Here is a 21,058-nt window from a genome sequence, read left to right on the forward strand (position 1 = left end):
CCTAGGGGGACCCTGAGGGGACAACCCCAGGTCAGGGGCTCGGGTCAGCGCCCGAGAACGTTCCCGTACGCCAGTGCGGACGAAGGGGTGGGAAGGGCAAGGGAGTTGGGAGTGAGGGAGGTGGTGCCGGGCGGGAGGGCGCCCGGGGCCGCCCAGACGCCGCCGGACGAGGCGTTCTCACCCGGGGCGGAGACGGCCAGGTCGGGCGTGCCGTCCTTGTCGTGGTCGCCCGTGGCGAGCGCCGCGCCGAACCGGTCGCCGGTCTCCGCGGTACCGGGGATCTGGTACGTGTCCTGCTGGAACGCGTAGCCGTTGGCCGTGCCGTCCCCGATCTCGTCGTCCGCGTCGAGGATGCCCTTCTTGCCGCCGTACAGGACGGTGGCGCTGCCCGCGTTCTTCTTGGACCCGATGGCCTCGCCGGGCGCGCCCACGATCAGGTCGTCGCGGCCGTCGCCGTTGACGTCCGCGGCGGTGACGGCCTCACCGAAGCCGTCGCCGGTCTCCGCGACGCCGGGGACACCCGGGGTGTCCTGGTTGAGGGTCTGCTTGCGCGTGCCGAAGTTGTCGGGGCGGCCGCCGCCGTAGCGGATGTGGATGCCGCCGCCCTTCGTCAGCTCCTCGGGGCCGCACGGGTCGTCGATGTTCTCGTCGGCTATCTCGCGGCAGTTGCCGAGGGCGAGGTCGTCGTGGCCGTCGCCGTTGAAGTCGCCGGTGGCGAAGGCGGAGGTGGCGCCGTTGCTGTTGGCCCAGTCGAGGAGGAGGCGGCCCTCGCGGCTGTCGTAGTGGTAGAGCATGACGTGCGACTGGGTGTACGGCTGCTGCTTCGTGTAGTACGCGACGGCGAGGTCGGTGCGGCCGTCGGCGTTGTAGTCGCCCGTGGACAGGACGGGGGCGCGGCCGCCCATGCGGTCGCCCATGCCGGGCTGGGTGCGGTCGGCGCGGGGGTTGTAGTTGACGACGACCTTGTCGGTGCCGCCGATCGCCAGGTCCATGTCCGTGTCGCCGGTGAAGTCCCCGGCGACGACGGCGTTGCCGTACTGGTCCTTGGGCTTCTCGCCGCGCGCGGCCGTGTGGGAGCCGGCGAAGCCGCCCGCGTCGCCGTACACGACGGTGACGCTGCCGGTGTCGGTCCGCCCGTCGATGTCCTCGCCGGGCGCGCCGATCGCGAGGTCCGCGTACCCGTCGTTGTTCACGTCGGTGACGGCCACGGACGCCCCGAACCTGTCCCCGGCCTCCGGGGTGCCGGGGACGTGCGCGGTGGCCTGCGTGACGCGTACGTTGCCCCTGGCGTGCAGGCCCTTGGGCCCGCCCCAGACCACGTTCACGTACCCGGCCTTGGCCTTGCCGCCCACCGTCGCGGCGGGGACGCCCACGGCCAGGTCGGCGTAGCCGTCGCCGTTGAAGTCGCTCTCGGTGGCGGGCGGCGCCGGCTCGTCCGCGGCGGCGCCCGCGGCGAACGGCAGGGCGAGGCCGGTCGCCGCGAGCGCCGTGGCGGCGGCCAGGGCGAGGGTGCGTGTGCGCACAGGTGCTCCAACTCGTTGGTGGTGGCTTGGCTTCACCTGTGTGACACGCGGAGTTGGGGAACGGTTGTGTGAGGGACGGTGGTGCGCGGGCGCCCGAGGGCTCCTTGGGGTGGGGCCGGGCCCGTGGCGGGCCCGGCCGGGAGGGACGGGGCGTCAGTCGGCGAAGTTGGCGCCCAGGCGCGGGGTGCCCGTGCCGGAGAGGTGGGCCGTGCCCGGGTAGATGCCGGACGTGCCGCGGAGGGTGCCGTCGGTGCGGGAGAGCAGGGGGTACACGGCGCCGTTGTCGCCGTTCTCGCCGACCGCGCCGAGGATCACGTCGGCGCGGAGGTCGCCGTTCAGGTCGTCGGCGTGGACGTCCGAGCCGAGGAAGTCGTGCTTCTCGTCGGAGCCGGGGACGCCGGGTGTGTTCTGGGTGAGGAGCTTCGCGCCGCGGCCGGTGAGGCCGGAGCCGTCGGCCTTGCCGTGGAGAATCGTCACCGCGCCGGTGTCCGCGACTCCGTCGACGGTCTCGCCGGGGGCGCCGACGACGAGGTCCAGGTTGCCGTCGCCGTTGATGTCGCCGAGGTCCAGCTCGTTGCCGAAGGAGTCGCCCTTCTCGCCGCTGCCGGGGACGCCTGAGGTGTTCTGGGTGATCTTGTCGCGCTCGTCGTTGTCCGGGCCGCCGCTGTTGCCGAACAGTACGTTCACCGCGCCGCCCTTGGCCGCGCCCGGGAGCCCGCTGTCCCACGAGGTGCCGATGACGACGTCGTCGTAGCTGTCCTTGTTGACGTCGCCGAGGTCCGTGACGATGCCCGGCAGCAGCTTCTTGGCGGCGGCGGCCTTGAGGCCCGAACGGGAGCCGGGGATCCAGAAGTTGGCGTTGGGGGCCTGCGCGGTGTTCTCGTAGCCGTTGACGATCAGGTCCTCGACGCCGTCGCCGTTGGCGTCGCCCGAGTGCAGGTTCAGCACGCCGACTTCGCCGTTGCCGTGGATGCGGGCCTTGACCGTGTAGTGGCCGTTGACCGAGCCGCCGCGCTTGAACCCGCCGCGCAGGACGTCGACGACCGCGGTGGTGCCGGTGCCGACGGCCAGGTCGGTCTTCTTGTCGCCGTTGAAGTCGGCGGCTTCGAGGACGCCGCCGAAGCGGTCGTGCGTCGAGGGGCGCGGGTCCTTCAGGGTGCTGCCGCCCTTCAGGCCGTCCCGCGAGCCCCACAGGACCTGGACGGAGCCGCCGTCCTTGTCGCCGCCCACGTCCTCGCCCGGCACCCCGACGGCCAGGTCGTCGTACCCGTCGTCGTCGAAGTCGCCGTATGCGAGGTCGGCGCCGAACCCGTCGCCCTTCTCGGCGGATCCGGGGACGCCCGCGCTGTCCTGCGAGTACGCCACGCTCCGGCCGACGCCGCCCTCCTTGCCGTACGTCACGGTGACGGCGCCCGCCTGCGCCTTGCCGCCGACGTGCGCGAGCGCGGCCGACGTCGCGACATCGGCGCGCCCGTCGTGGTTGAAGTCGGCGTCCGGCGCCGTGCGCGCGGGTGCTGCCGCCGCCGTCGGTGCCGTGAGCGTGAGCAGCCCGCCCGTCAGTGCCAGCGCGGCCGTCGTCGCCGCGGCGAGGCGGAGGCGGTTCCGTCTGTGGGGGTGGGTGGCGCGGGAGGTGGTGCGCTCGACCTGAGCCATGTGGTGGTTTCTCCTGCGGTGCCGGCGAATGTGTTTGCCAGGGGTTGGCCGCGCGTTCGTGGGCGCGTAGTCCTCAACCCGGGCCTAGGAGAGACCACTTGTGGGATGTGTGGGTTGTATGGGGTCGATGAGTAGTTGCTGTGTCGTTATAGAGGGGGAGCGGTGGGGCAGTGATGAAGGGGTGGTGAGTGAGGCGCCCGCGCTCGCCGGGGAGGCGCGGGCGCCCGCGGGGGCCTCGGCGGTGTCTGCTGAGGTCGGCCCTCGCGGGGCGCCCCAGTCCCGCCCCTTCTCCGAAACCGGGGGCTGCCGCCCCCTGGACCCCCGCTGATCGGCGCTCCGCGCCTCGTCCTCAATCGCCGGACGGGCTGGAAGGGTGGGGGGTCAGTGGCCGAGGACCGCCCCGTACGAACGCGCCCCCGCGAGACCCAGCTTCGCCGGCGTCACCGACACCTGCGGCGCCGGACGGTCCTTCGGCGTGCCGTACCAGACGCCGCCGGACGAGGCGTTCTCGCCGGGGGCGGCGACGGCCGAGTCGGGGTAGGTGTCGCCGTTGTAGTCGTCCACGGCGATCGCCGCGCCGAAGCGGTCGCCCGCCTCGGCCGCGCCGGGGACGCCCGGGGACGTCTGGTTGACGCCGCTGCCGTAGAACTCCTTGCCGGTGCCGGTGGACTCCAGGATCCAGTACGCGCCGGCCGCCTTGTCGATGCCGACCGACTCGGCACTCGCGCCCGCGATCAGCTCGTCGCCGTCCTCCCGGTCCAGGTCGCCCACGGCGAGCGCCGCGCCGAAGTTGTCCTCGGCCTCGGCATTGCCGTCGACCCGGGGAGTGGACTGGGTCGTGCAGGACACGGCGCCACCCAGCGTCGTGCCCGACTTGCCGTACACCGTGGCGATCGCGCCGCCGAGGCGGTCCGCGCAGTAGCCCTCGTCGCCCTCCTCGGCCTCGGGGTTGGGCCGGACCTCGCCGAGGGCGAGGTCGGCGGTGCCGTCGCCGTCGAAGTCGCCGGTGGCGAGGGAGGTCGCGGTGTCGCCCGCGCGCCACGTCCGCTTCCACTCCCCGGAAGCGCCGGAAGCGCCGGAAGCGCCGGAAGCCCCCGACCCCGTGCCGTACACCGCCGTCCCCGCGATCTCCATCCCCCCGTACGTCACCGCGAGGTCATCGCGGCCGTCCGCGTCGAAGTCCCCGGACGTCACCGCGCGGGGACCGCTGAAGTGCCAGCTGTCGACGCGCTGCAGGGTCGCGGGGGACCCGGCCCTGAACGGTCCCGGGCGGGTCTCCATCGCGGCGCTCTCGTCGTTCTTCGAGCTGAGCGCGATGTCCCGGTCGCCGTCGCCGTCGTAGTCGCCGGTGGTGACGAGGCCGCCGATCTGGTGGCCCGCGTACTTGCCGTTGGCGGCCGTGAAGCCGCCCTTGATGCCGGACTTGGCGCCCCAGAGGATGGTGAGGGTGCCCGCGGAGGCCCCCGAGTCGTTGTCCTCGCCGGGCGTGCCGACGACGATGTCCGTGATGCCGTCGCCGTTCATGTCGGCGGGCGACACCGCGTACCCGAAGCCGTCGTCCTTCTCCACGGTGCCGGGAACCCCGGCGCTGCCCTGGCTGACGGTCGTCGAACCATGGCCGCCCAGGCCCTTCTTGCCGCCCCAGACCACGTTCACGTAGCCCGCCTTGGCCTTGCCGCCTACGGTCGCGCCGGGGACGCCGACGGCGAGGTCCGCGTAGCCGTCGCCGTTGAAGTCCGACTTCGGCTTCGGGGCGGGCTCGGCCGCGACGGCGGGGGTCGCGGCCAGGCCCGCGACGCCGAGTACGGTCGCCGCGCACAGTGCGGCGGCGGAGAGAGTCTTCTTACGCAAGGTGTCTCCAAGTAGCCGAAAAGGTACGTGAGTTGGGGAGAGGTCAGCGGAGCGTCTCGCCGAAGCCCCGGCCCGCGCCGCCCGCGCCGAAGTCCGAGCCGTTGAACGAGGTCGCGTACGACGACGTCAGACCCGTCGTCGTACCGCGAAGCACCCACACCGCGCCCGCGTCCGCCGCGCCGCCGATGTCCTCGCCGCGCGCGCCGACCGACAGGTCGGCCCTGCCGTTCTTGTTGATGTCCTTGAGGCGTACGGACGAGCCGAACCGGTCGTTCTTCTCGGCGACTCCGGGGACGCCCGCCGTCTCCTGGTGCCAGGTCTTCCCGCCGCCCAGTCCGCTCGTCCCGCCCTTGAGGAGAGTCACGCTCCCGGTGCCGGGTACGGTTCCGACCTGCTCGCCGGGCGCGCCCACCGCGATGTCCGCGCTGCCGTCGCCGGTCACGTCGCCGGCGGCCACCGCCGAGCCGAAGTCGTCGCCCGCCTCGTCCGTGCCGGGTACGCCCGCGGTGTCCTGCGTGTACGTCACGGGCTCGCCCAGCTTGCTGTCGGCGCCGTAGCGGACGCTGAACGAACCGCCCCTGCCCGCGCGCGGGTTGCCGGTGATCAGGTCGTCGTAGCCGTCGCCGTTGACGTCGGCCCCGGCGAGCGGGCCGCGCGTCGCCGTCGGGTCGTCGCCCTCGGCCAGGACGCCGGACCAGTAGCCGAGGTCACCGGCGCCGCCCTTCATGTACGCGGTGTAGGCGCCGCCGTCCTCGCGCTCGCCCGCGAGGATGTACGTGTAGCCGCCCTGGTTCGTGAAGTGGCCCGCGGTCATGTCGTCCAGGCGGACGTTCTTGGGCAGGAAGTCGGTTTCGAGCGGGATCGCGCGGCCGTCCTGCGGGTTGCCGTCGGCGTAGTACCACCAGTGGTTGCCGCTGATCACCGCGAGGTTGGACACCTCGTCGCCGTCGATGTCGACGAACGTCGCGGCCTCGCCGAAGCGGTGGTCGTCGGCGCTGGGTGCGGTGAGGGTCTTGCCGCCGGTCTTGAAGCCGTTCTTGCCGCCCCAGACGATCGTGACCGTGCCGTCGGGCTTGTTCGCCACCTTCTCGCCGGGGGCGCCGACGATCAGGTCGGCGTAGCCGTCGCTGTTCACGTCGCCGCTGGTGACGCTCTCGCCGAACTCGTCGCCGGACTCGGTGGTTCCGGGCACTCCGGCCGTGTTCTGCGTGACGGTCGTGCCGCGGCCCGCCTTCACGCCGGACGCCGAACCGTACGTCACGGTCACCGAGTTGCCCTTGGGGGCGCCCACCGCGAGGTCGCGGTAGCCGTCGCCGTTGAAGTCGTCCTTCAGGGCGGCGGGGGCCGCGGAGGCCGTCCCGGCCAGGGGGAGGGTCAGTCCTCCGGCAGCGAGGGCCGCGGTGGTGACCGCGACGGCCAGGCTTCTTACGCGCACGTGGGGCTCCCGAGCTTGTGGGTTCACGGGGGGTCACCAGGGGGTGGACCTTGGGTGAACGGTGGTGTGGGGTTCCGGGGGTGTGACTGGCGGGGTGGGGGAAAGGTTGTGCGAGCCGGGGGCTTCGGGCGGCGGGGGTGCCCCGGGCCCCTGACGTCCCCGCGTGCGTGGAGTCCGCGGAGGGCTCACACGGGTCGGCCCTGCCCCCTACGCTGGCGGTGGCGAGCCGTCCAGAGAAGGGCAAGGCCGTGATGTCCCCAGGTGACACCCCGGACCCGTACGCCGACCCGCTGCGATTCGGTCAGCGCGTACAGATCCTGCGCGAGCGCCGTGGCATGACCCGCGCCCAACTCGCGGACTTCGTCGGGGTTTCGGTGCACACCCTCCGCAAGATCGAGAACGGGCAGCAGCGGGCCCCGGCGCTCGACATGGTGCTGCGCATCGCCGAGGCGCTGCGCGTACGCGACCTGGCCGAGCTGACCGGTCGACCGGACGCGCACGTGGACCTGTTCGCCGGGCCGGGCCATCCCCGCCTCGCCGCCGTCCAAGCGGCCGTCGACGACTTCGCCCTGGCCACGGCCGTGGAACCACCCCCTGTCGCCCACCTGGAAGCCCGCCTGCACGCGGCCTGGAAGGCACGGCACCAGTCGCCCAACCACCGTGAGGCCATCGGCACGTTGCTGCCCGGTCTGATCCGCGACGCGCGGGCGATCGCACGGCACGCCGAGACGGCCGTCGAGCGGCGGGTGGCCCAGGCCCGTCTCGCCGAGACGTACTCGCTGTCACAGTTCTTCCTCGCCTATCAGCCCGACGCGGCCCTGCTGTGGCGCGTCGCGGAGCGCGGCATGGTCGCCGCCCAGGACTCCGGCGACCCGCACGCCATCGGCGTGGCCGCCTGGCTCCTGGCGCAGGCCCACCGCGACACCGGGCCCCGGCACTTCGACGCCGCCGACGCCATCAACCTCGAAGCCGTCCGCTTCCTCGAACCCCTCCTGTCCGACGCCTCCGACGACGTCCTCGCCCTCGCGGGCGCCCTGGAATTCGAGCTGGGGTACACCGCGGCCCGCCGCCGCGACACCGGCACGGCCTGGCGCCACTGGGACAAGGCGAAGCACATGGCGGCCCGGCTGCCCGCGGACTACTTCCACCCCGTCACCAGCTTCAGCCGCGCGATCATGGGCGCGCACGCCGTCACCGTGGCGGTCGAGCTGCGCCAGGGCGGCGAGTCGGTACGCCAGGCGGCCCGCGCGGACAAGTCCGTCATCAAGTCCCGCCCCCGCAGGGCCAGACACCGGATCGAGGAGGCCCGCGGCTTCCACCTCGACGGCCAGCCGGACGTGGCGATCGCCACCCTCCAGAAGGCATACGAGACCGCCCCCGAAACGATCCGCTACAACGGCTACGCCCGCCGCATCATCCTTGAGGAGGCCGAGTCGAAGCACTCCGGCCGAAGGCGCCGGGCCGCCGACCTGGCCGTGGGCATCGGCCTTTTGGGTGTCTGACACAGGGTGACCGGATTCCGGTCATCAGTCGGGTTCGGGTGGACTTAACGTCACTTGCGTGAGGCGAACCACCCTGACCCTAAGGGCCCCGATGACCATGCTCGAAGGCAACAAGCGACTGATCAGCACCTGGCTCGCGGAGGCCGATGCCCATCCGGACACCGTCCACGAAGCGTGGGCGGAACGGGGCGTGGCCCTGCTCCCGCTGGGCCGCCGCTTCGATGCCGTCCGCGTGCCCGCCGCGCGCATCCACGCCGCCGTCCAGAGCAGCGAGGCCCACACCGTGGCCGCGTTCCTGGGGGACTGGCTCGCGGGCCCCGTCATCCGTGACATCCGCAGCGGCCACGGCCCGTACTACGTCCTCATCTCCCCGGACTCCGCCTGGAGCGGGGCGGAGGAGCGGCTGAGCACCGACACGTTCCTCGGCGTCCCGCGGCTGGGCCACCCGGTGTCGATGCTGACGCGCTGGGTGGTGCCCCCGACGGTCCCCGGCGACCTGTGCGAACCCGCGCACCTGAGCGCGTTACTCATGACCGCCGAGACCTGGAAGGTGGTCGAGCCGTGAGCACCACCCCCGCTGAACTCGACGCCCGGGCGACGGAGGTCTACGCCGCCTACATGAGCCATCTGTACGGGTGCCGCCCGTGCGAGGGCGGCGACCACTGCACGACAGGCGTACGTCTGCGGAAGGCGTGGAAAGCGGCCCAGGGCGCCTCCCTGCGGGCCCACCGGAGGCCCGCGTCTACCTGAACCCCGCCGTGGAGAACGTGACCCCCGGCTTCCGGGACACCGGCCCGTCCGCACCCGCCCTGCCGGGATACACCTCCACCCGGTCCCGGCCCTGCCCCCAGGCCGTGCGCACGACGAGGTCCGCCCGCCGGTCCCCGTCGAAGTCGGCCACCTTCAGGACCTGGACGGTGGCCTTGGCGCCCCCGGAGGGCACCACCGTCGCCGTGGCGTTGGCGGCGAGGCCGGACGCGCGGCCCCGGTACACCCACACCTCGCCGGGGCCGCCCCCGCCCACGACCAGCTCGCTGCGGCCGTCGCCGTCGAGGTCGCCCGCGTACACGGTCGCGTTCCGTACGCCGATCCTGGCGCGGGCGGTGCCCGGCACGTCGTACCGCAGGGCGATGCCGCCGGGCGCCGCGAGGGCCGCGTCCATGTCCTTGCCGCGGCCGAAGGCGCCGAACGCCACGTCGGTCGCGGCGGGGAAGAGGACGCCGGTGCGGGTGGGGCCCTTGGGGCCGCCGAGGACCAGGCTGCCCTTGGAGGCGCGTGCCTCCTCGCGGACGACGAGGTCGTCGTAGCCGTCGTCGTTCACGTCGACGGCGGGTGCGCCGGTGGCCAGGTCGTTGCCGGGGGCGGTGATGGGTTTGCCCGCCGCGCGCGGGGCACCCTTGCGGGTGAACGGGCCGCGCAGATACGTGAGATGGGCGCCGCTCGCGTGCAGGACGAGATCGTTCGCCCCGTCGCCGTCGAAGTCGCCGCACACCGGCTGGTCGGCCCAGTCGTTGCCGAGGCGGGCCCGCGCGGGCACCTGGAGCTTGACGGCCTTGCCGGTGAGGCCGGCGGGGGAGCCGAAGAGGACCTGGAGGGGGACGGGCGGGCGGCCCTGGCCGTCGTAGGGCGGGTCCGTCGACACGACGAGGTCCGTGAAGCCGTCCTCGTCCAGGTCGCAGGACGCCTCGGACTCGAACGCGGCGGGCAACTCACCCTTCGTACGGGCGCCGTTGGCGTGCGCGCTCAGCAACTGCCGCGCACCGGGGACGAGGCCGCTTCGGCGGCTTCCGTAGACGATGCCGATGCCGGGGTCGTCGCCGTGCCCGCGATGGGCGAGCGCGTCCAGTACGAGGTCCCTGGCGCCGTCGCCGTTGAAGTCGTCCGGCACCTTGCTGCCCTTGCCGCGGGGGACGGGCTGCTGGGGCGCGCTCTTGTTCGCGAGGTCGGCGGCCGCCGGACGGGAGGGGGACTCGTCGCCGTCGCCGCCACCGCCGCTGCACCCCGCGAGGACCAGGGCGCCGCCCACGACGGCGGCCAGCAGACGTATCCCGGAACTCCTCATGCCCCACCCACCCCAGCGTCACCCGATGACTTCATGTGCACGACAGCACCACAGGTTTACACGAACGACGAGGGGCCGGTCCCGCCCCCAGGCGAAACCGGCCCCACCGTCCACGTACCGCCGCGGCGGCTACTTCACCGGCTCGGGCTCCGGCGCGTCCGCCGACTCCTCGTCGCCCGCCGGGTCCACCGGCGTCTTCACGGAGTCGAGGAGCAGCTGCGCCACGTCCACGACCTGGAGCGACTCCTTGGCCTTGCCGTCGTTCTTCTTGCCGTTGACGGAGTCGGTCAGCATGACGAGGCAGAACGGGCAGGCCGTCGACACGATGTCGGGGTTGAGGGACAGCGCCTCGTCCACCCGCTCCGTGTTGATGCGCTTGCCGATCCGCTCCTCCATCCACATCCGCGCGCCACCGGCGCCGCAGCAGAAGCCGCGTTCCTTGTGGCGGTGCATCTCCTGCTGGCGCAGGCCGGGCACCTTGTCCATGATCTCGCGCGGAGGCGTGTAGACCTTGTTGTGGCGGCCCAGGTAGCAGGGGTCGTGGTAGGTGATGAGGCCCTCGACCGGCGTGACCGGGATCAGCTTGCCCTCGTCGATGAGGTGCTGCAGCAGCTGCGTGTGGTGGATGACCTCGAACTCGCCGCCGAGCTGCGGATACTCGTTGGCGATCGTGTTGAAGCAGTGCGGGCAGGTGGCGACGATCTTCTTCGCCGACTTCGGCTTCTTGGTGCTCTCGTCCTCGTCATCCTCGCCGTACGCCATGTTCAGCATCGCGACGTTCTCCGCGCCGAGCTGCTGGAACAGCGGCTCGTTGCCGAGGCGGCGGGCCGAGTCACCGGTGCACTTCTCGTCGCCGCCCATGATCGCGAACTTGACGCCCGCCATGTGAAGCAGCTCCGCGAAGGCCTTGGTGGTCTTCTTGGCCCGGTCCTCAAGGGCACCCGCGCAGCCGACCCAGTACAGGTAGTCGACCTCGGTGAGGTCCTCGATGTCCTTGCCGACGATCGGGACCTCGAAGTCGACCTCCTTGGTCCACTCCACGCGCTGCTTCTTGGCCAGACCCCAGGGGTTGCCCTTCTTCTCCAGGTTCTTGAGCATCGTCCCGGCCTCGGACGGGAACGCGCTCTCGATCATGACCTGGTAGCGGCGCATGTCGACGATGTGGTCGATGTGCTCGATGTCGACCGGGCACTGCTCGACGCAGGCGCCGCAGGTGGTGCAGGACCACAGGACGTCGGGGTCGATGACGCCGTTCTCTTCGAGGGTGCCGATGAGGGGGCGCTCGGCCTCGGCGAGGGCGGCCGCGGGCACGTCCTTCAGCTGCTCCTCGGACGCCTTCTCCTCGCCCTCCATCGTCTTGCCGCCGCCCGCGAGCAGGTACGGGGCCTTGGCGTGCGCGTGGTCGCGCAGCGACATGATGAGGAGCTTGGGGGAGAGCGGCTTGCCGGTGTTCCAGGCGGGGCACTGCGACTGGCAGCGGCCGCACTCGGTGCAGGTGGAGAAGTCGAGCAGGCCCTTCCAGGAGAACTGCTCGACCTGGCTGACGCCGAAGACGGTGTCCTCGTCCGGGTCCTCCCAGTCGATCTCCTTGCCGCCGCTGGTCATGGGCAGCAGCTCGCCGAGGGCGGTGGAGCCGTCGGCCTCGCGCTTGAACCAGATGTTGGGGAAGGCCAGGAAGCGGTGCCAGGCGACGCCCATGTCGGTCTTCAGGGCGACCGTGATCATCCAGATGAAGGAGGTCGCGATCTTCAGGCCCGCGAAGAAGTACGTGAGGTTCTGGAGCGTCGAGACGTCCATGCCCCCGAACCACGAGACGAACGGGTACGAGATGAAGAACGAGGCCTCGTAGCCGTCCACGTGGTGCTGGGCGCCCTCCAGGGCGTGCAGCATGAAGATGCAGACGCCGACGATGAGGATGACGGTCTCGACGAAGTACGCCTGGCCGGTGTTGGAGCCCGCGAAGCGGGACTTGCGGCCCGGCCGGTCGGGGCGGCTCAGCTGCCGGACGACGATCAGGGTCACGATGCCGAGGACCGTCATGGTGCCGAGGAACTCGACGAACATGTTGTACGGCGCCCAGTCACCGATGATCGGCAGCATCCAGTCGGCCTTGAAGAGCTGGCCGATGGCGTTGACGATCGTCAGGAGCAGCGAGAAGAAGCCCACCGCGACGAACCAGTGCGCCACACCGACGATGCCCCACCGGTTCATGCGCGTGTGGCCGAGGAACTCCTTGGCCACGGTGAGAGTGCGCTCGGCGGGCGCGTCGGTCCTTGTGCCCGCGGGCACGGGCTGACCGAGCCGCATGAACTGGTAGATCTGCAGGATGGCACGGCCGAACAGGGCGACGCCGACCGCGATTAGGACCAGCGACACGATGATCGCGGCGAGTTGCATTTCGGGGCTCCTCGGGCCTGCGAGGGTGGGCAATCCAACGTATTACTAAGCGGTAACTTATGCAGTCCGTCTGAGACTACCCACTTACATCGCCGCACTGTAGCCAGCCAGGCGGTGATCTGCGTCGCTCAGGCAAGCCTTGCCGCGTCGCGGCCTTCGGGGTGCCTGGCGAAGAGCGCCCCGAAGGGGCGCGGGGAACTGCGCGACAAGCCGCGACGGACCCGCAGTCGGATGCGCTGCCTCCCCGGCGGGGGCGCCATCTTGCCCGTAAGGGTGACATAAGAGTTGAGCCCCCTCGACTCACTTCTGTTGACGCTAGCGCAGCGCTCATGCATCCTTGAGTCAGTTCCACTCAAGAAGTTATCTGGAGGCATTGAAATGGCACGTGCGGTCGGCATCGACCTGGGCACGACTAACTCCGTCGTCAGCGTTCTGGAGGGCGGCGAGCCCACCGTCATCACCAACGCCGAGGGTGCCAGGACCACGCCGTCCGTCGTCGCCTTCGCGAAGAACGGTGAAGTGCTGGTCGGCGAGGTTGCGAAGCGCCAGGCGGTCACCAACGTCGACAGGACCATCCGCTCCGTCAAGCGCCACATGGGCACTGACTGGAAGGTGGGCATCGACGACAAGAACTTCAACCCGCAGCAGATCAGCGCCTTCATCCTGCAGAAGCTGAAGCGCGACGCCGAGTCGTACCTGGGCGAGAAGGTCACGGACGCCGTGATCACCGTCCCCGCGTACTTCAACGACTCCGAGCGCCAGGCCACCAAGGAGGCCGGCGAGATCGCGGGCCTGAACGTCCTGCGCATCGTGAACGAGCCGACCGCGGCCGCCCTGGCCTACGGCCTGGACAAGGACGACCAGACGATCCTCGTCTTCGACCTCGGTGGCGGCACCTTCGACGTGTCCCTCCTGGAGATCGGCGACGGCGTCGTCGAGGTGAAGGCCACGAACGGCGACAACCACCTCGGTGGCGACGACTGGGACCAGCGCGTCGTCGACTACCTGGTCAAGCAGTTCAACAACGGCCACGGCGTGGACCTCTCCAAGGACAAGATGGCGCTCCAGCGCCTGCGCGAGGCCGCCGAGAAGGCGAAGATCGAGCTGTCCTCCTCCACGGAGACCACGATCAACCTGCCGTACATCACGGCCTCCGCCGAGGGCCCCCTGCACCTGGACGAGAAGCTCACGCGCGCCCAGTTCCAGCAGCTCACGTCCGACCTCCTGGAGCGCTGCAAGACGCCGTTCCACAACGTCATCAAGGACGCGGGCATCCAGCTCTCCGAGATCGACCACGTCGTTCTCGTCGGTGGCTCCACCCGCATGCCCGCCGTCGCCGAGCTCGTCAAGGAGCTGACCGGCGGCAAGGACGCCAACAAGGGCGTGAACCCGGACGAGGTCGTCGCCATCGGCGCCGCGCTCCAGGCCGGTGTCCTCAAGGGCGAGGTCAAGGACGTCCTGCTCCTCGACGTCACCCCGCTGTCCCTCGGCATCGAGACCAAGGGCGGCATCATGACCAAGCTGATCGAGCGCAACACCACGATCCCGACGAAGCGCTCCGAGATCTTCACGACGGCGGAGGACAACCAGCCGTCGGTGCAGATCCAGGTCTACCAGGGCGAGCGCGAGATCGCGGCGTACAACAAGAAGCTCGGCATGTTCGAGCTGACCGGTCTGCCCCCGGCGCCCCGCGGCGTCCCGCAGATCGAGGTCGCCTTCGACATCGACGCCAACGGCATCATGCACGTGACCGCGAAGGACCTCGGCACGGGCAAGGAGCAGAAGATGACCGTCACCGGTGGCTCCTCGCTGCCGAAGGACGAGGTCAACCGGATGCGCGAAGAGGCCGAGAAGTACGCCGAGGAGGACCAGTCGCGCCGCGAGGCCGCCGAGTCCCGCAACCAGGGCGAGCAGCTCGTCTACCAGACCGAGAAGTTCCTCAAGGACAACGAGGACAAGGTCCCCGGCGACGTCAAGACCGAGGTCGAGGAAGCCGTCACCGAGCTGAAGGAGAAGCTCAAGGGCGAGGACACGGCCGAGATCCGCACGGCCGCCGAGAAGGTCGCCGCCGTCTCCCAGAAGCTGGGCCAGGCCATGTACGCCGACGCCCAGGCCGCGCAGGCCGCGGGCGGCGCCGAGGGTGCCGCTCCGGGCGCCGAGGCTCCGAACATGTCCAAGGAAGACGACGTCGTGGACGCCGAGATCGTCGACGACGAGAAGCCCGGTGACGCGAAGGGCGGCGCTGCCTGATGACGGAGGAGACCCCGGGCTTCGGCGAGAACGCCGAGCAGCCCGACGTCCCCTCCGGCGCCACCCCTGAAGAGAAGGCGCCGCAGGCCGACGGGCCCTCCACCGAGGAGGGCCCGGCGGCCCCGGCCGGGGACGCAAGCCAGATCGTGGGCCTGACCGCCCAGCTGGACCAGGTCCGCACCGCGCTCACCGAGCGCACCGCGGATCTCCAGCGGCTGCAGGCCGAGTATCAGAACTACCGCCGCCGGGTCGAGCGGGACAAGGTGACGGTCAAGGAGATCGCCGCGGCGAACCTCCTGACGGAACTGCTCCCGACGCTCGACGACGTCGGCCGGGCGAGGGAGCACGGCGAGCTCGTCGGCGGCTTCAAGTCCGTCGCCGAGGCGCTGGAGACCGTCGTCGCCAAGATGGGTCTGCAGCAGTTCGGCAAGGAGGGCGAGCCCTTCGACCCGACGATCCACGAAGCGCTGATGCACAGCTACGCACCGGACGTCACGGAGACCACGTGCGTCGCGATCCTCCAGCCGGGGTATCGCATCGGCGAGCGGGTCGTGCGCCCCGCGCGCGTGGCGGTGGCCGAGCCGCAGCCCGGCGCGCAGACGGTCAAGTCAGATGCGGCCGAGGGCGACGACAGCGCGCCCGCGGACGCGGAGAGCAAGGCCGACGGCGCCGCGGACGGCGCGGACGCCAAGGGCAAGGAGAGCGGTGGCCCGGACGAGGGCTGACGCCGACACGGACGGCGGCTTCGGCGCCGAGGGTGACCTCGGCGCCGGGGCCCGCCGGATGACAGGGAAGGAGGGACGTCGGGGATGAGCACCAAGGACTTCATCGAGAAGGACTACTACAAGGTCCTCGGCGTCCCCAAGGACGCCACCGAAGCCGAGATCAAGAAGGCGTACCGGAAGCTCGCCCGCGAGAACCACCCGGACGCCAACAAGGGCAACGCCAAGGCCGAGGAGCGCTTCAAGGAGATCTCCGAGGCGAACGACGTCCTCGGCGACCCCAAGAAGCGCAAGGAGTACGACGAGGCCCGCGCGCTCTTCGGCAACGGCGGAGGATTCAGGCCGGGCCCCGCGGGCGCGGGCGGCGGATCGTTCAACTTCGACCTGGGCGACCTCTTCGGAGGCGGCGCCCCGGGCGGAGGCGGACAGACGGGCGCCGGCGGATTCGGGGGCGGCCTCGGTGACGTCTTCGGGGGCTTGTTCAACCGCGGCGGCGCGACCGCCGGGACGAGGACGCAGCCGCGCCGCGGCCAGGACATCGAGTCCGAGGTCACGCTGAGCTTCACGGAGGCGGTGGACGGCGCGACGGTTCCGCTGCGCATGTCGTCGCAGGCCCCGTGCAAGGCGTGTTCGGGCACGGGCGACAAGAACGGCACCCCGCGCGTCTGCCCGACGTGCGTGGGCACGGGACAGGTCTCGCGCGGCGGCGGTGGCGGCTTCTCGCTGACCGACCCGTGCGTGGACTGCAAGGGCCGCGGCCTGATTGCGCAGGACCCCTGCGAGGTCTGCCACGGCAGCGGCCGCGCCAAGTCCTCGCGGACCATGCAGGTCCGCGTCCCGCCGGGCGTCAGCGACGGCCAGCGCATCCGCCTGCGTGGCAAGGGCGCGCCGGGCGAGCGCGGCGGCCCCGCCGGTGATCTGTACGTGGTCGTCCATGTCGACGCCCACCCGGTCTTCGGCCGCAAGGGCGACAACCTGACGGTGACCGTGCCGGTGACGTACGCGGAAGCGGCGCTCGGCGGCGAGGTGAAGGTGCCCACGCTCGGCGGCCCGCCCGTCACCCTGAAGCTGCCCCCCGGCACGCCCAACGGCCGCACCATGCGCGCCCGCGGCAAGGGCGCGGTCCGCAAGGACGGCACCCGGGGCGATCTGCTCGTGACCGTGGAGGTGGCCGTGCCGACCACCCTCACCCCCGCCGCGCAGGAAGCCCTGGAGGCTTACCGCAAGGCGACTGCGGACACCGATCCGCGGGCAGAACTGTTCAAGGCCGCGAAGGGAGCGTGACCTCATGGAGCGGGACGGCCGCCGACGCAACCCGTATCAACTGACGGACGAGACCCCGGTGTACGTCATCTCGGTGGCGGCCCAGCTCTCCGGCCTGCATCCGCAGACCCTGCGGCAGTACGACCGCCTGGGCCTGGTCTCGCCCGACCGCACCGCCGGACGGGGCCGCAGGTACTCCGCCCGCGACATCGAACTGCTGCGCACCGTCCAGCAGTTGTCGCAGGAGGAAGGCATCAACCTGGCGGGCATCAAGCGCATCATCGAGCTGGAGAACCAGGTCACGGCGCTCCAGTCCCGGGTGGCCGAGCTGTCGGCGGCCGTCGAGGGCGCGGCGGCGACGATGCAGCAGCGCGAGGCCGCGGTGCACGCCTCGTACCGCCGCGACCTCGTGCCGTACCAGGACGTCCAGCAGACCAGCGCGCTCGTGGTGTGGCGGCCGAAGAGGTCGCCGGAAGTGTGACGCGCGCTCCGGCGCACGCACCGCGCTCGATCCGGGCCGGGGGCTCCCATGGGGAACTCCCGGCCCGGTCGCTTGCCTCCTTATAGTGGGCGGGGCGAGGCACTCATCACCGCGGGCCGGGCGCGGAGCGCCCCTGACCAGCCCGTCTCGCCCGACCGCGCAATCGAATCGAGCGCTGTGCTCGGCACAGGGGGAGCTGGAAGACCATGGCCATGGTGGGGCTGTTCTGGATCGCCGAAGGCGATGTGTACGTGGGATCGAAACCGGCCGGGCTCGCCCCCGGAGTGCGGCTCACACCCGAGGGCATCGCCGGTATCGGCCATGGACAGGCCGGCCTGTGGCTGTGGGACGACGTCCAGGCGCTCACCGTCGAGGACGTGCCCGTGCGGTCCCTGAAGCGGCAGGTGGGCGCCGTCGTCGACATGGCGCTCACGATGGGCCTCGGCGGCGGTGACGACGCGCCGACGATGACGGTGTGCGTCGGGACGGCCGACGAGGAGATCGAGCTGACGGCGTACGTCGCCGCGGCCGCGGGCTACTCCCAGAAGGAGTACGACCTCTCGCGCGCCCTGCTCGCCCGCCTCACCGAGGGCGCCGCCACGCTCATGACCACGCTCGCCGCGATGGCCGCCTGGGGCCGCGCGCACGAGGGCGGTTCGCCGCGCCGCGACGAGCGGGAGCGACTGCTGCAGGAGTGGGCCGACGGCAGCACGGCACACGCCTGAGCAGCCCACCCCGGGCCGCCCGTGGGACGGGGCGCTCACTCCCCCGAAGGCGCGAGCGCCCCGGTCGGCCACGGGGCGTGACCGGACCGGGGCAACCCCTTAGGGAAGCGCGACTCTGCGGGGGGAGACCACGACAGAGCCACTCGGCCGCGGGGAGCGGGCGGTTCCAGTACCTGAGACGGCTCTGGCCGCTCCCTGCCGCCATCACCACGATGCAACGGCCCGCCCACGCTCCGCTACCGTCAACTTGTTGCGGTGCAAGGGGCGGAGGTGGGGGCAAGTGGCGGCAAATCCGGACGTTCGTGATTCACGCGGGGTGCCCGGGGCGCAGGATTCCTGAGCGACTGATGAGGAATCCGAGTTGTGTGCGGTTGCGGCTGCCCAAGGTGCCGGTGAGCTTCGCGACATGGACGCGTACGGTCCGTACGTTCATGCCGAGCCGGTCGGCGATCTCGGCGTCCGTCAGGCCCTCGACGAGGAGTTCGGCGATGGCCCGCTGGCGGGCGGTGATCCCGTCCTTGGCAGGCTGCGGCGCCGCCGGGTGCGGGAACATCGGCGTGGCGAGGTGCCACAGCCGCTCGAAGAGCGCGACCAGATAGCCGACGACGGCGGGCACGCGGATCTCCAGCGCCTCGGTGGCGCCCCGGTCGGCCGGTACGAACGCGACCGCGCGGTCGAACACGACCAGCTGCTCGGTGACTTCGCTCAGCGTCCGCACCTCCACATCCCCGTCGAGGCTCTCGAAGTGCGCGATCACGGGGAAGGCGTGCCGGGTCGTGTGCTGGTAGAGCGTGCGCATCCGGCAGCCGCGGGACAGCAGCGCCTGCTCGCGCGGCGGCGCGGCGCCCAGATCCGCGATGGGCCTGAAACCGCCCGGCTGGATCGTCAGGACCTCCTCCGCACACCGGGACACGGCCGCGTCGATGGCGTGGGTGATGTGGGGGAGGGTGGTGTGGAGGGTGATGGCGGGGCTGGTGGGGTTGCCGGTGGGAGTGGGGCTCTGCGGCTGGGTGGCGTCGCCGGTGGGCCCCTCGGGTCGCGTGGACGCGTCGGCGGGTCTCGCGGGCGGGCCGACGGGTCTCCCGGGCTGGGTGGGGACGCGGGTGAGCAGTGGTTCCAGGGCCGCCATCAGCTCCGCCTCGCGCTGCCGCTCCTGCCCGACCTGCTCCTCGATGCCCCGCAACAGCCCGAGCAGCGCGCTCGTGGGCTCGCTCGGAAGCAGCCACTGCATGTCGTCGATGTCCGGGTGCAGCAGCCCGAAGTCGACGAGGCACGGGGCCGGTTCGGCCTCGCGGGTGTGGACACGGCCCGTGCACAGGGCCCGGCGGTAGAGGGCGGCGCCGGGCGGGCACAGGGTGTCGGGGCCGTGGGCGGTGTGGGGGCCGGAGAGGTCGGGGGGCGCGGTCGTCGGTGGTGTGGGGTCCGGTGCGGGATCCGGTGGTGCGGGCTCTGGTGCCGTTGCAGGTGCGGGCGTTGGCGCTGTCGCCGGTCCTGTCGCCGGAGCTGTCGCCGGTCTCCGTGGCGGGTCCTCCGCGCTTTTGGGTCTCTGCTCGCCGGACATCGTCGTACTCCCTCCCCGGTCAGGCTGCCCGCGCTCGGCGGTGCGGTGCGTGCCGGGGCAGCACCTCCATGAGGCCATGGGCGCGCGGGATCACGGAGACGGCGTGCCGGGGACGGCGCATGCGCGGGTGCGAACGGGGGTGCGAACGAGCGCGCCCGGTGTGCCCGCAGACCGCGCGTGCGCCTACTGGTGCTGCTCGACCAGGCCCGAGCGGCCGATGAGATAGCCGAGTTGGGTGCGGCTGCGGCTGCCGAGGAGGGCGGCGAGCCTGGCCACGTGCAGCCGGACGGTGCGGACGTTCATGTCCAGGTGCCGGGCGATCTCCGCGTCGGTGCGGCCCTCGGTGAGGAAGTGCGCGATGGCGCGCTGGACGTCGCTGATCTCCTGCTCGGGCGGGGGCGGGGTGTCCTCGCGGTACAGGGGCGTGGCCAGGCGCCACAGGATGTCGAAGGCCGTCGAGAGATAGCTGACGAGGGCGCCGGAGCGCAGCTCGAAGGCGACCGAGCCGTCCTCGACGGCCGGGATGAACGCGACGTCCCGGTCGAAGACGAGGAGGCAGGGCGGGAGTTCGTCGAGCGTACGGATCTCACGGCCGACGGCCCTCGCGGGGGCGGGGCTCACCGGGGCGGGGCCTGTGGGCCCGGACCCGCCGGGGCCGGGCTGTCCTGGTCCGGTCGGGGCGGATCCGGGCTGTCCGGGGCCGGGCAGGGAGGAGTCGGGCTGTCCGGGGGCGGGCAAGGAGGAGCCGGGCAGGAAGGGCTCGGGCAGGCGCAGCCCGGGCAGCACGTCGTCGGCCGTCCGGGGCCGCGAGAGCACCCGCATGTGCCCGCCGCGCTCGGCGAACTCCTCCAGACGCCAGGGCTCGTTGTGCGGAAGCAGCCGCGGCCGGGAGTCGCCGGGCTGGATGCCGAGGATCTCCTCGGAGGCCTCGGCCATCGCCTGCCGGACGGCGAGCCGGATGCGCGGGATCCCCTTGAGCACGGTGACGGGCGACGCCGAGAGGTCCGAGGTCCCGTCGGCGCCGAGCCGCAGGAACTGCTCGAAGGAGGCGGCGAGCCGGGTCGCCCGGCCGCGCTGGCGGGCGACGCGCCCCTCGATGTCCTCAAGGAGGCGGGGCAGGGCGACGGCGGCCGCGGTGGGCCGCAGCCAGGTGGCGTCGTCGGGGTCCGGGTGGAGGAGCCCGGTGTCGATGAGGCACGGGGTCGCGGCGGCGGCTTTGGCGGGAACTCGGCGTTCCTGAAGGGCTCGCAGGTACAGCACCCGCCCGGCCTCGCACACGTCCACCGGCTCGTGCGGCACGTGGTGGCGGGCGGCGGGCTCCCCGGTCGGGGCGGGCCCGGTCAGCCGGGCCCCGGCCGCGCCCTGCGACCCGCCGCGGACGGTGGGGGCTGCCTGCGTCACAACGTCCTGCACATGCTCCCCCTGCTCGGATTGCAGTGATCGCGCGAATGACGGACGCCGTGGTCGAGCGTCACCGACGGGCCCTCACCCGCGGGCGGGCGCCCGTGAGTTGTGAGCCGGACCGTCATCCTTCGTGAGCTGTCATCCTTCGTGACTCGCCATCCTTGTCAACGAGAGAACTGATATCAATGGCGGGTTTATCCCCTGCGATGCCGAACCAATTATTCAAAAT

The 21,058-nt window shown here is 71.8% G+C and carries 16 protein-coding genes; 8 read left to right on the forward strand and 8 right to left on the reverse strand.

The features are described from left to right. Positions 1-44: 44 nt before the first annotated feature. The 4 genes from ACZ6AA_RS14365 to ACZ6AA_RS14380 all read right to left on the reverse strand — a co-directional run bounded on the left by ACZ6AA_RS14365 (position 45) and on the right by ACZ6AA_RS14380 (position 6,462). Entirely contained in the window at positions 45-1,523 is a 1,479-nt protein-coding gene (locus ACZ6AA_RS14365; protein WP_468460897.1) for an FG-GAP-like repeat-containing protein, read from the reverse strand. A gap of 153 nt (positions 1,524-1,676) precedes the next feature. Beyond that, positions 1,677-3,176 carry an FG-GAP repeat protein gene (locus ACZ6AA_RS14370; RefSeq protein WP_468481629.1) on the reverse strand — a complete coding sequence of 500 codons (1,500 nt, stop codon included), beginning with the start codon at positions 3,174-3,176 and terminating at the stop codon, positions 1,677-1,679. Between the two features lie 381 nt (positions 3,177-3,557). Further along, positions 3,558-5,027 carry an FG-GAP-like repeat-containing protein gene (locus tag ACZ6AA_RS14375; protein ID WP_471458184.1) on the reverse strand — a complete coding sequence of 490 codons (1,470 nt, stop codon included), beginning with the start codon at positions 5,025-5,027 and terminating at the stop codon, positions 3,558-3,560. Between the two features lie 43 nt (positions 5,028-5,070). After that, positions 5,071-6,462, reverse strand: coding sequence for an FG-GAP-like repeat-containing protein (locus ACZ6AA_RS14380; protein ID WP_471458185.1), 1,392 nt, complete (start codon positions 6,460-6,462; stop codon positions 5,071-5,073). 251 nt (positions 6,463-6,713) lie between these two features. Between ACZ6AA_RS14380 and ACZ6AA_RS14385 the strand changes: the two genes are divergently transcribed. The 3 genes from ACZ6AA_RS14385 (at position 6,714) to ACZ6AA_RS14395 (ending at position 8,714) form a co-directional block, all read left to right on the forward strand. After that, a complete protein-coding gene (locus ACZ6AA_RS14385) occupies positions 6,714-7,964 on the forward strand; it encodes a helix-turn-helix domain-containing protein (RefSeq protein WP_468461120.1) in 1,251 nt (416 codons plus the stop codon). A 91-nt stretch (positions 7,965-8,055) separates the two neighbouring features. Beyond that, positions 8,056-8,529 (forward strand): hypothetical protein, encoded by a 474-nt coding sequence (locus tag ACZ6AA_RS14390; protein ID WP_468481632.1) that lies wholly within the window; start codon positions 8,056-8,058, stop codon positions 8,527-8,529. Continuing rightward, on the forward strand, positions 8,526-8,714 hold the full coding sequence (locus tag ACZ6AA_RS14395) for a hypothetical protein (RefSeq protein WP_468481633.1): 189 nt from the start codon (positions 8,526-8,528) through the stop codon (positions 8,712-8,714). Before ACZ6AA_RS14390 ends, ACZ6AA_RS14395 begins: the two co-directional genes overlap by 4 nt. Here the strand turns inward: ACZ6AA_RS14395 and ACZ6AA_RS14400 are convergent. Together ACZ6AA_RS14400 and ACZ6AA_RS14405 are read right to left on the reverse strand one after the other, a co-directional pair. Next, positions 8,707-10,026, reverse strand: coding sequence for an FG-GAP repeat domain-containing protein (locus tag ACZ6AA_RS14400; protein ID WP_468481634.1), 1,320 nt, complete (start codon positions 10,024-10,026; stop codon positions 8,707-8,709). The two genes, ACZ6AA_RS14395 and ACZ6AA_RS14400, sit on opposite strands and share 8 nt — an antisense overlap. 129 nt (positions 10,027-10,155) lie before the next feature. After that, complete coding sequence (locus ACZ6AA_RS14405; RefSeq protein ID WP_468460911.1) at positions 10,156-12,423, reverse strand: (Fe-S)-binding protein; 2,268 nt, start codon at positions 12,421-12,423, stop codon at positions 10,156-10,158. A 378-nt stretch (positions 12,424-12,801) separates the two neighbouring features. On the opposite strand from ACZ6AA_RS14405, the gene dnaK reads away from it, so the two are divergent. From dnaK to ACZ6AA_RS14430, 5 genes are all read left to right on the forward strand, one after another. Further along, positions 12,802-14,673, forward strand: a complete 1,872-nt coding sequence (gene dnaK / locus ACZ6AA_RS14410) for a molecular chaperone DnaK (RefSeq protein ID WP_468460913.1) — start codon at positions 12,802-12,804, stop codon at positions 14,671-14,673. Further along, positions 14,673-15,398 carry a nucleotide exchange factor GrpE gene (gene grpE, locus ACZ6AA_RS14415; protein ID WP_468460915.1) on the forward strand — a complete coding sequence of 242 codons (726 nt, stop codon included), beginning with the start codon at positions 14,673-14,675 and terminating at the stop codon, positions 15,396-15,398. The genes dnaK and grpE overlap by 1 nt, the downstream gene beginning before the upstream one ends. Positions 15,399-15,482: 84 nt before the next feature. Further along, entirely contained in the window at positions 15,483-16,679 is a 1,197-nt protein-coding gene (gene dnaJ / locus ACZ6AA_RS14420; protein WP_468460917.1) for a molecular chaperone DnaJ, read from the forward strand. Positions 16,680-16,683: 4 nt separating this feature from the next. After that, a complete protein-coding gene (locus ACZ6AA_RS14425) occupies positions 16,684-17,139 on the forward strand; it encodes a heat shock protein transcriptional repressor HspR (protein WP_468460919.1) in 456 nt (151 codons plus the stop codon). Between the two features lie 206 nt (positions 17,140-17,345). Beyond that, a complete protein-coding gene (locus ACZ6AA_RS14430) occupies positions 17,346-17,864 on the forward strand; it encodes a hypothetical protein (protein ID WP_468460921.1) in 519 nt (172 codons plus the stop codon). Positions 17,865-18,171: 307 nt separating this feature from the next. On the opposite strand, the gene ACZ6AA_RS14435 is transcribed toward ACZ6AA_RS14430, so the two are convergent. Together ACZ6AA_RS14435 and ACZ6AA_RS14440 are read right to left on the reverse strand one after the other, a co-directional pair. Next, positions 18,172-19,425, reverse strand: a complete 1,254-nt coding sequence (locus tag ACZ6AA_RS14435; protein ID WP_468460923.1) for a helix-turn-helix transcriptional regulator — start codon at positions 19,423-19,425, stop codon at positions 18,172-18,174. Positions 19,426-19,608: 183 nt separating this feature from the next. Then, entirely contained in the window at positions 19,609-20,838 is a 1,230-nt protein-coding gene (locus tag ACZ6AA_RS14440; RefSeq protein ID WP_468460925.1) for a helix-turn-helix transcriptional regulator, read from the reverse strand. Positions 20,839-21,058 lie beyond the last annotated feature (220 nt).

This window comes from Streptomyces sp. NPDC040610 (assembly GCF_055594065.1).

Bases quoted from the DNA above. Each gene is read 5' to 3' on its own strand.
- ACZ6AA_RS14405 (WP_468460911.1), bottom strand. From the start codon at position 12,423: ATGCAACTCGCCGCGATCATCGTGTCGCTGGTCCTAATCGCGGTCGGC.
- ACZ6AA_RS14370 (WP_468481629.1), bottom strand. From the start codon at position 3,176: ATGGCTCAGGTCGAGCGCACCACCTCCCGCGCCACCCACCCCCACAGA.
- ACZ6AA_RS14435 (WP_468460923.1), bottom strand. From the start codon at position 19,425: ATGTCCGGCGAGCAGAGACCCAAAAGCGCGGAGGACCCGCCACGGAGA.
- ACZ6AA_RS14390 (WP_468481632.1), top strand. From the start codon at position 8,056: ATGACCATGCTCGAAGGCAACAAGCGACTGATCAGCACCTGGCTCGCG.
- ACZ6AA_RS14425 (WP_468460919.1), top strand. From the start codon at position 16,684: ATGGAGCGGGACGGCCGCCGACGCAACCCGTATCAACTGACGGACGAG.
- ACZ6AA_RS14400 (WP_468481634.1), bottom strand. From the start codon at position 10,026: ATGAGGAGTTCCGGGATACGTCTGCTGGCCGCCGTCGTGGGCGGCGCC.
- dnaK (WP_468460913.1), top strand. From the start codon at position 12,802: ATGGCACGTGCGGTCGGCATCGACCTGGGCACGACTAACTCCGTCGTC.
- grpE (WP_468460915.1), top strand. From the start codon at position 14,673: ATGACGGAGGAGACCCCGGGCTTCGGCGAGAACGCCGAGCAGCCCGAC.
- dnaJ (WP_468460917.1), top strand. From the start codon at position 15,483: ATGAGCACCAAGGACTTCATCGAGAAGGACTACTACAAGGTCCTCGGC.
- ACZ6AA_RS14385 (WP_468461120.1), top strand. From the start codon at position 6,714: ATGTCCCCAGGTGACACCCCGGACCCGTACGCCGACCCGCTGCGATTC.
- ACZ6AA_RS14430 (WP_468460921.1), top strand. From the start codon at position 17,346: ATGGCCATGGTGGGGCTGTTCTGGATCGCCGAAGGCGATGTGTACGTG.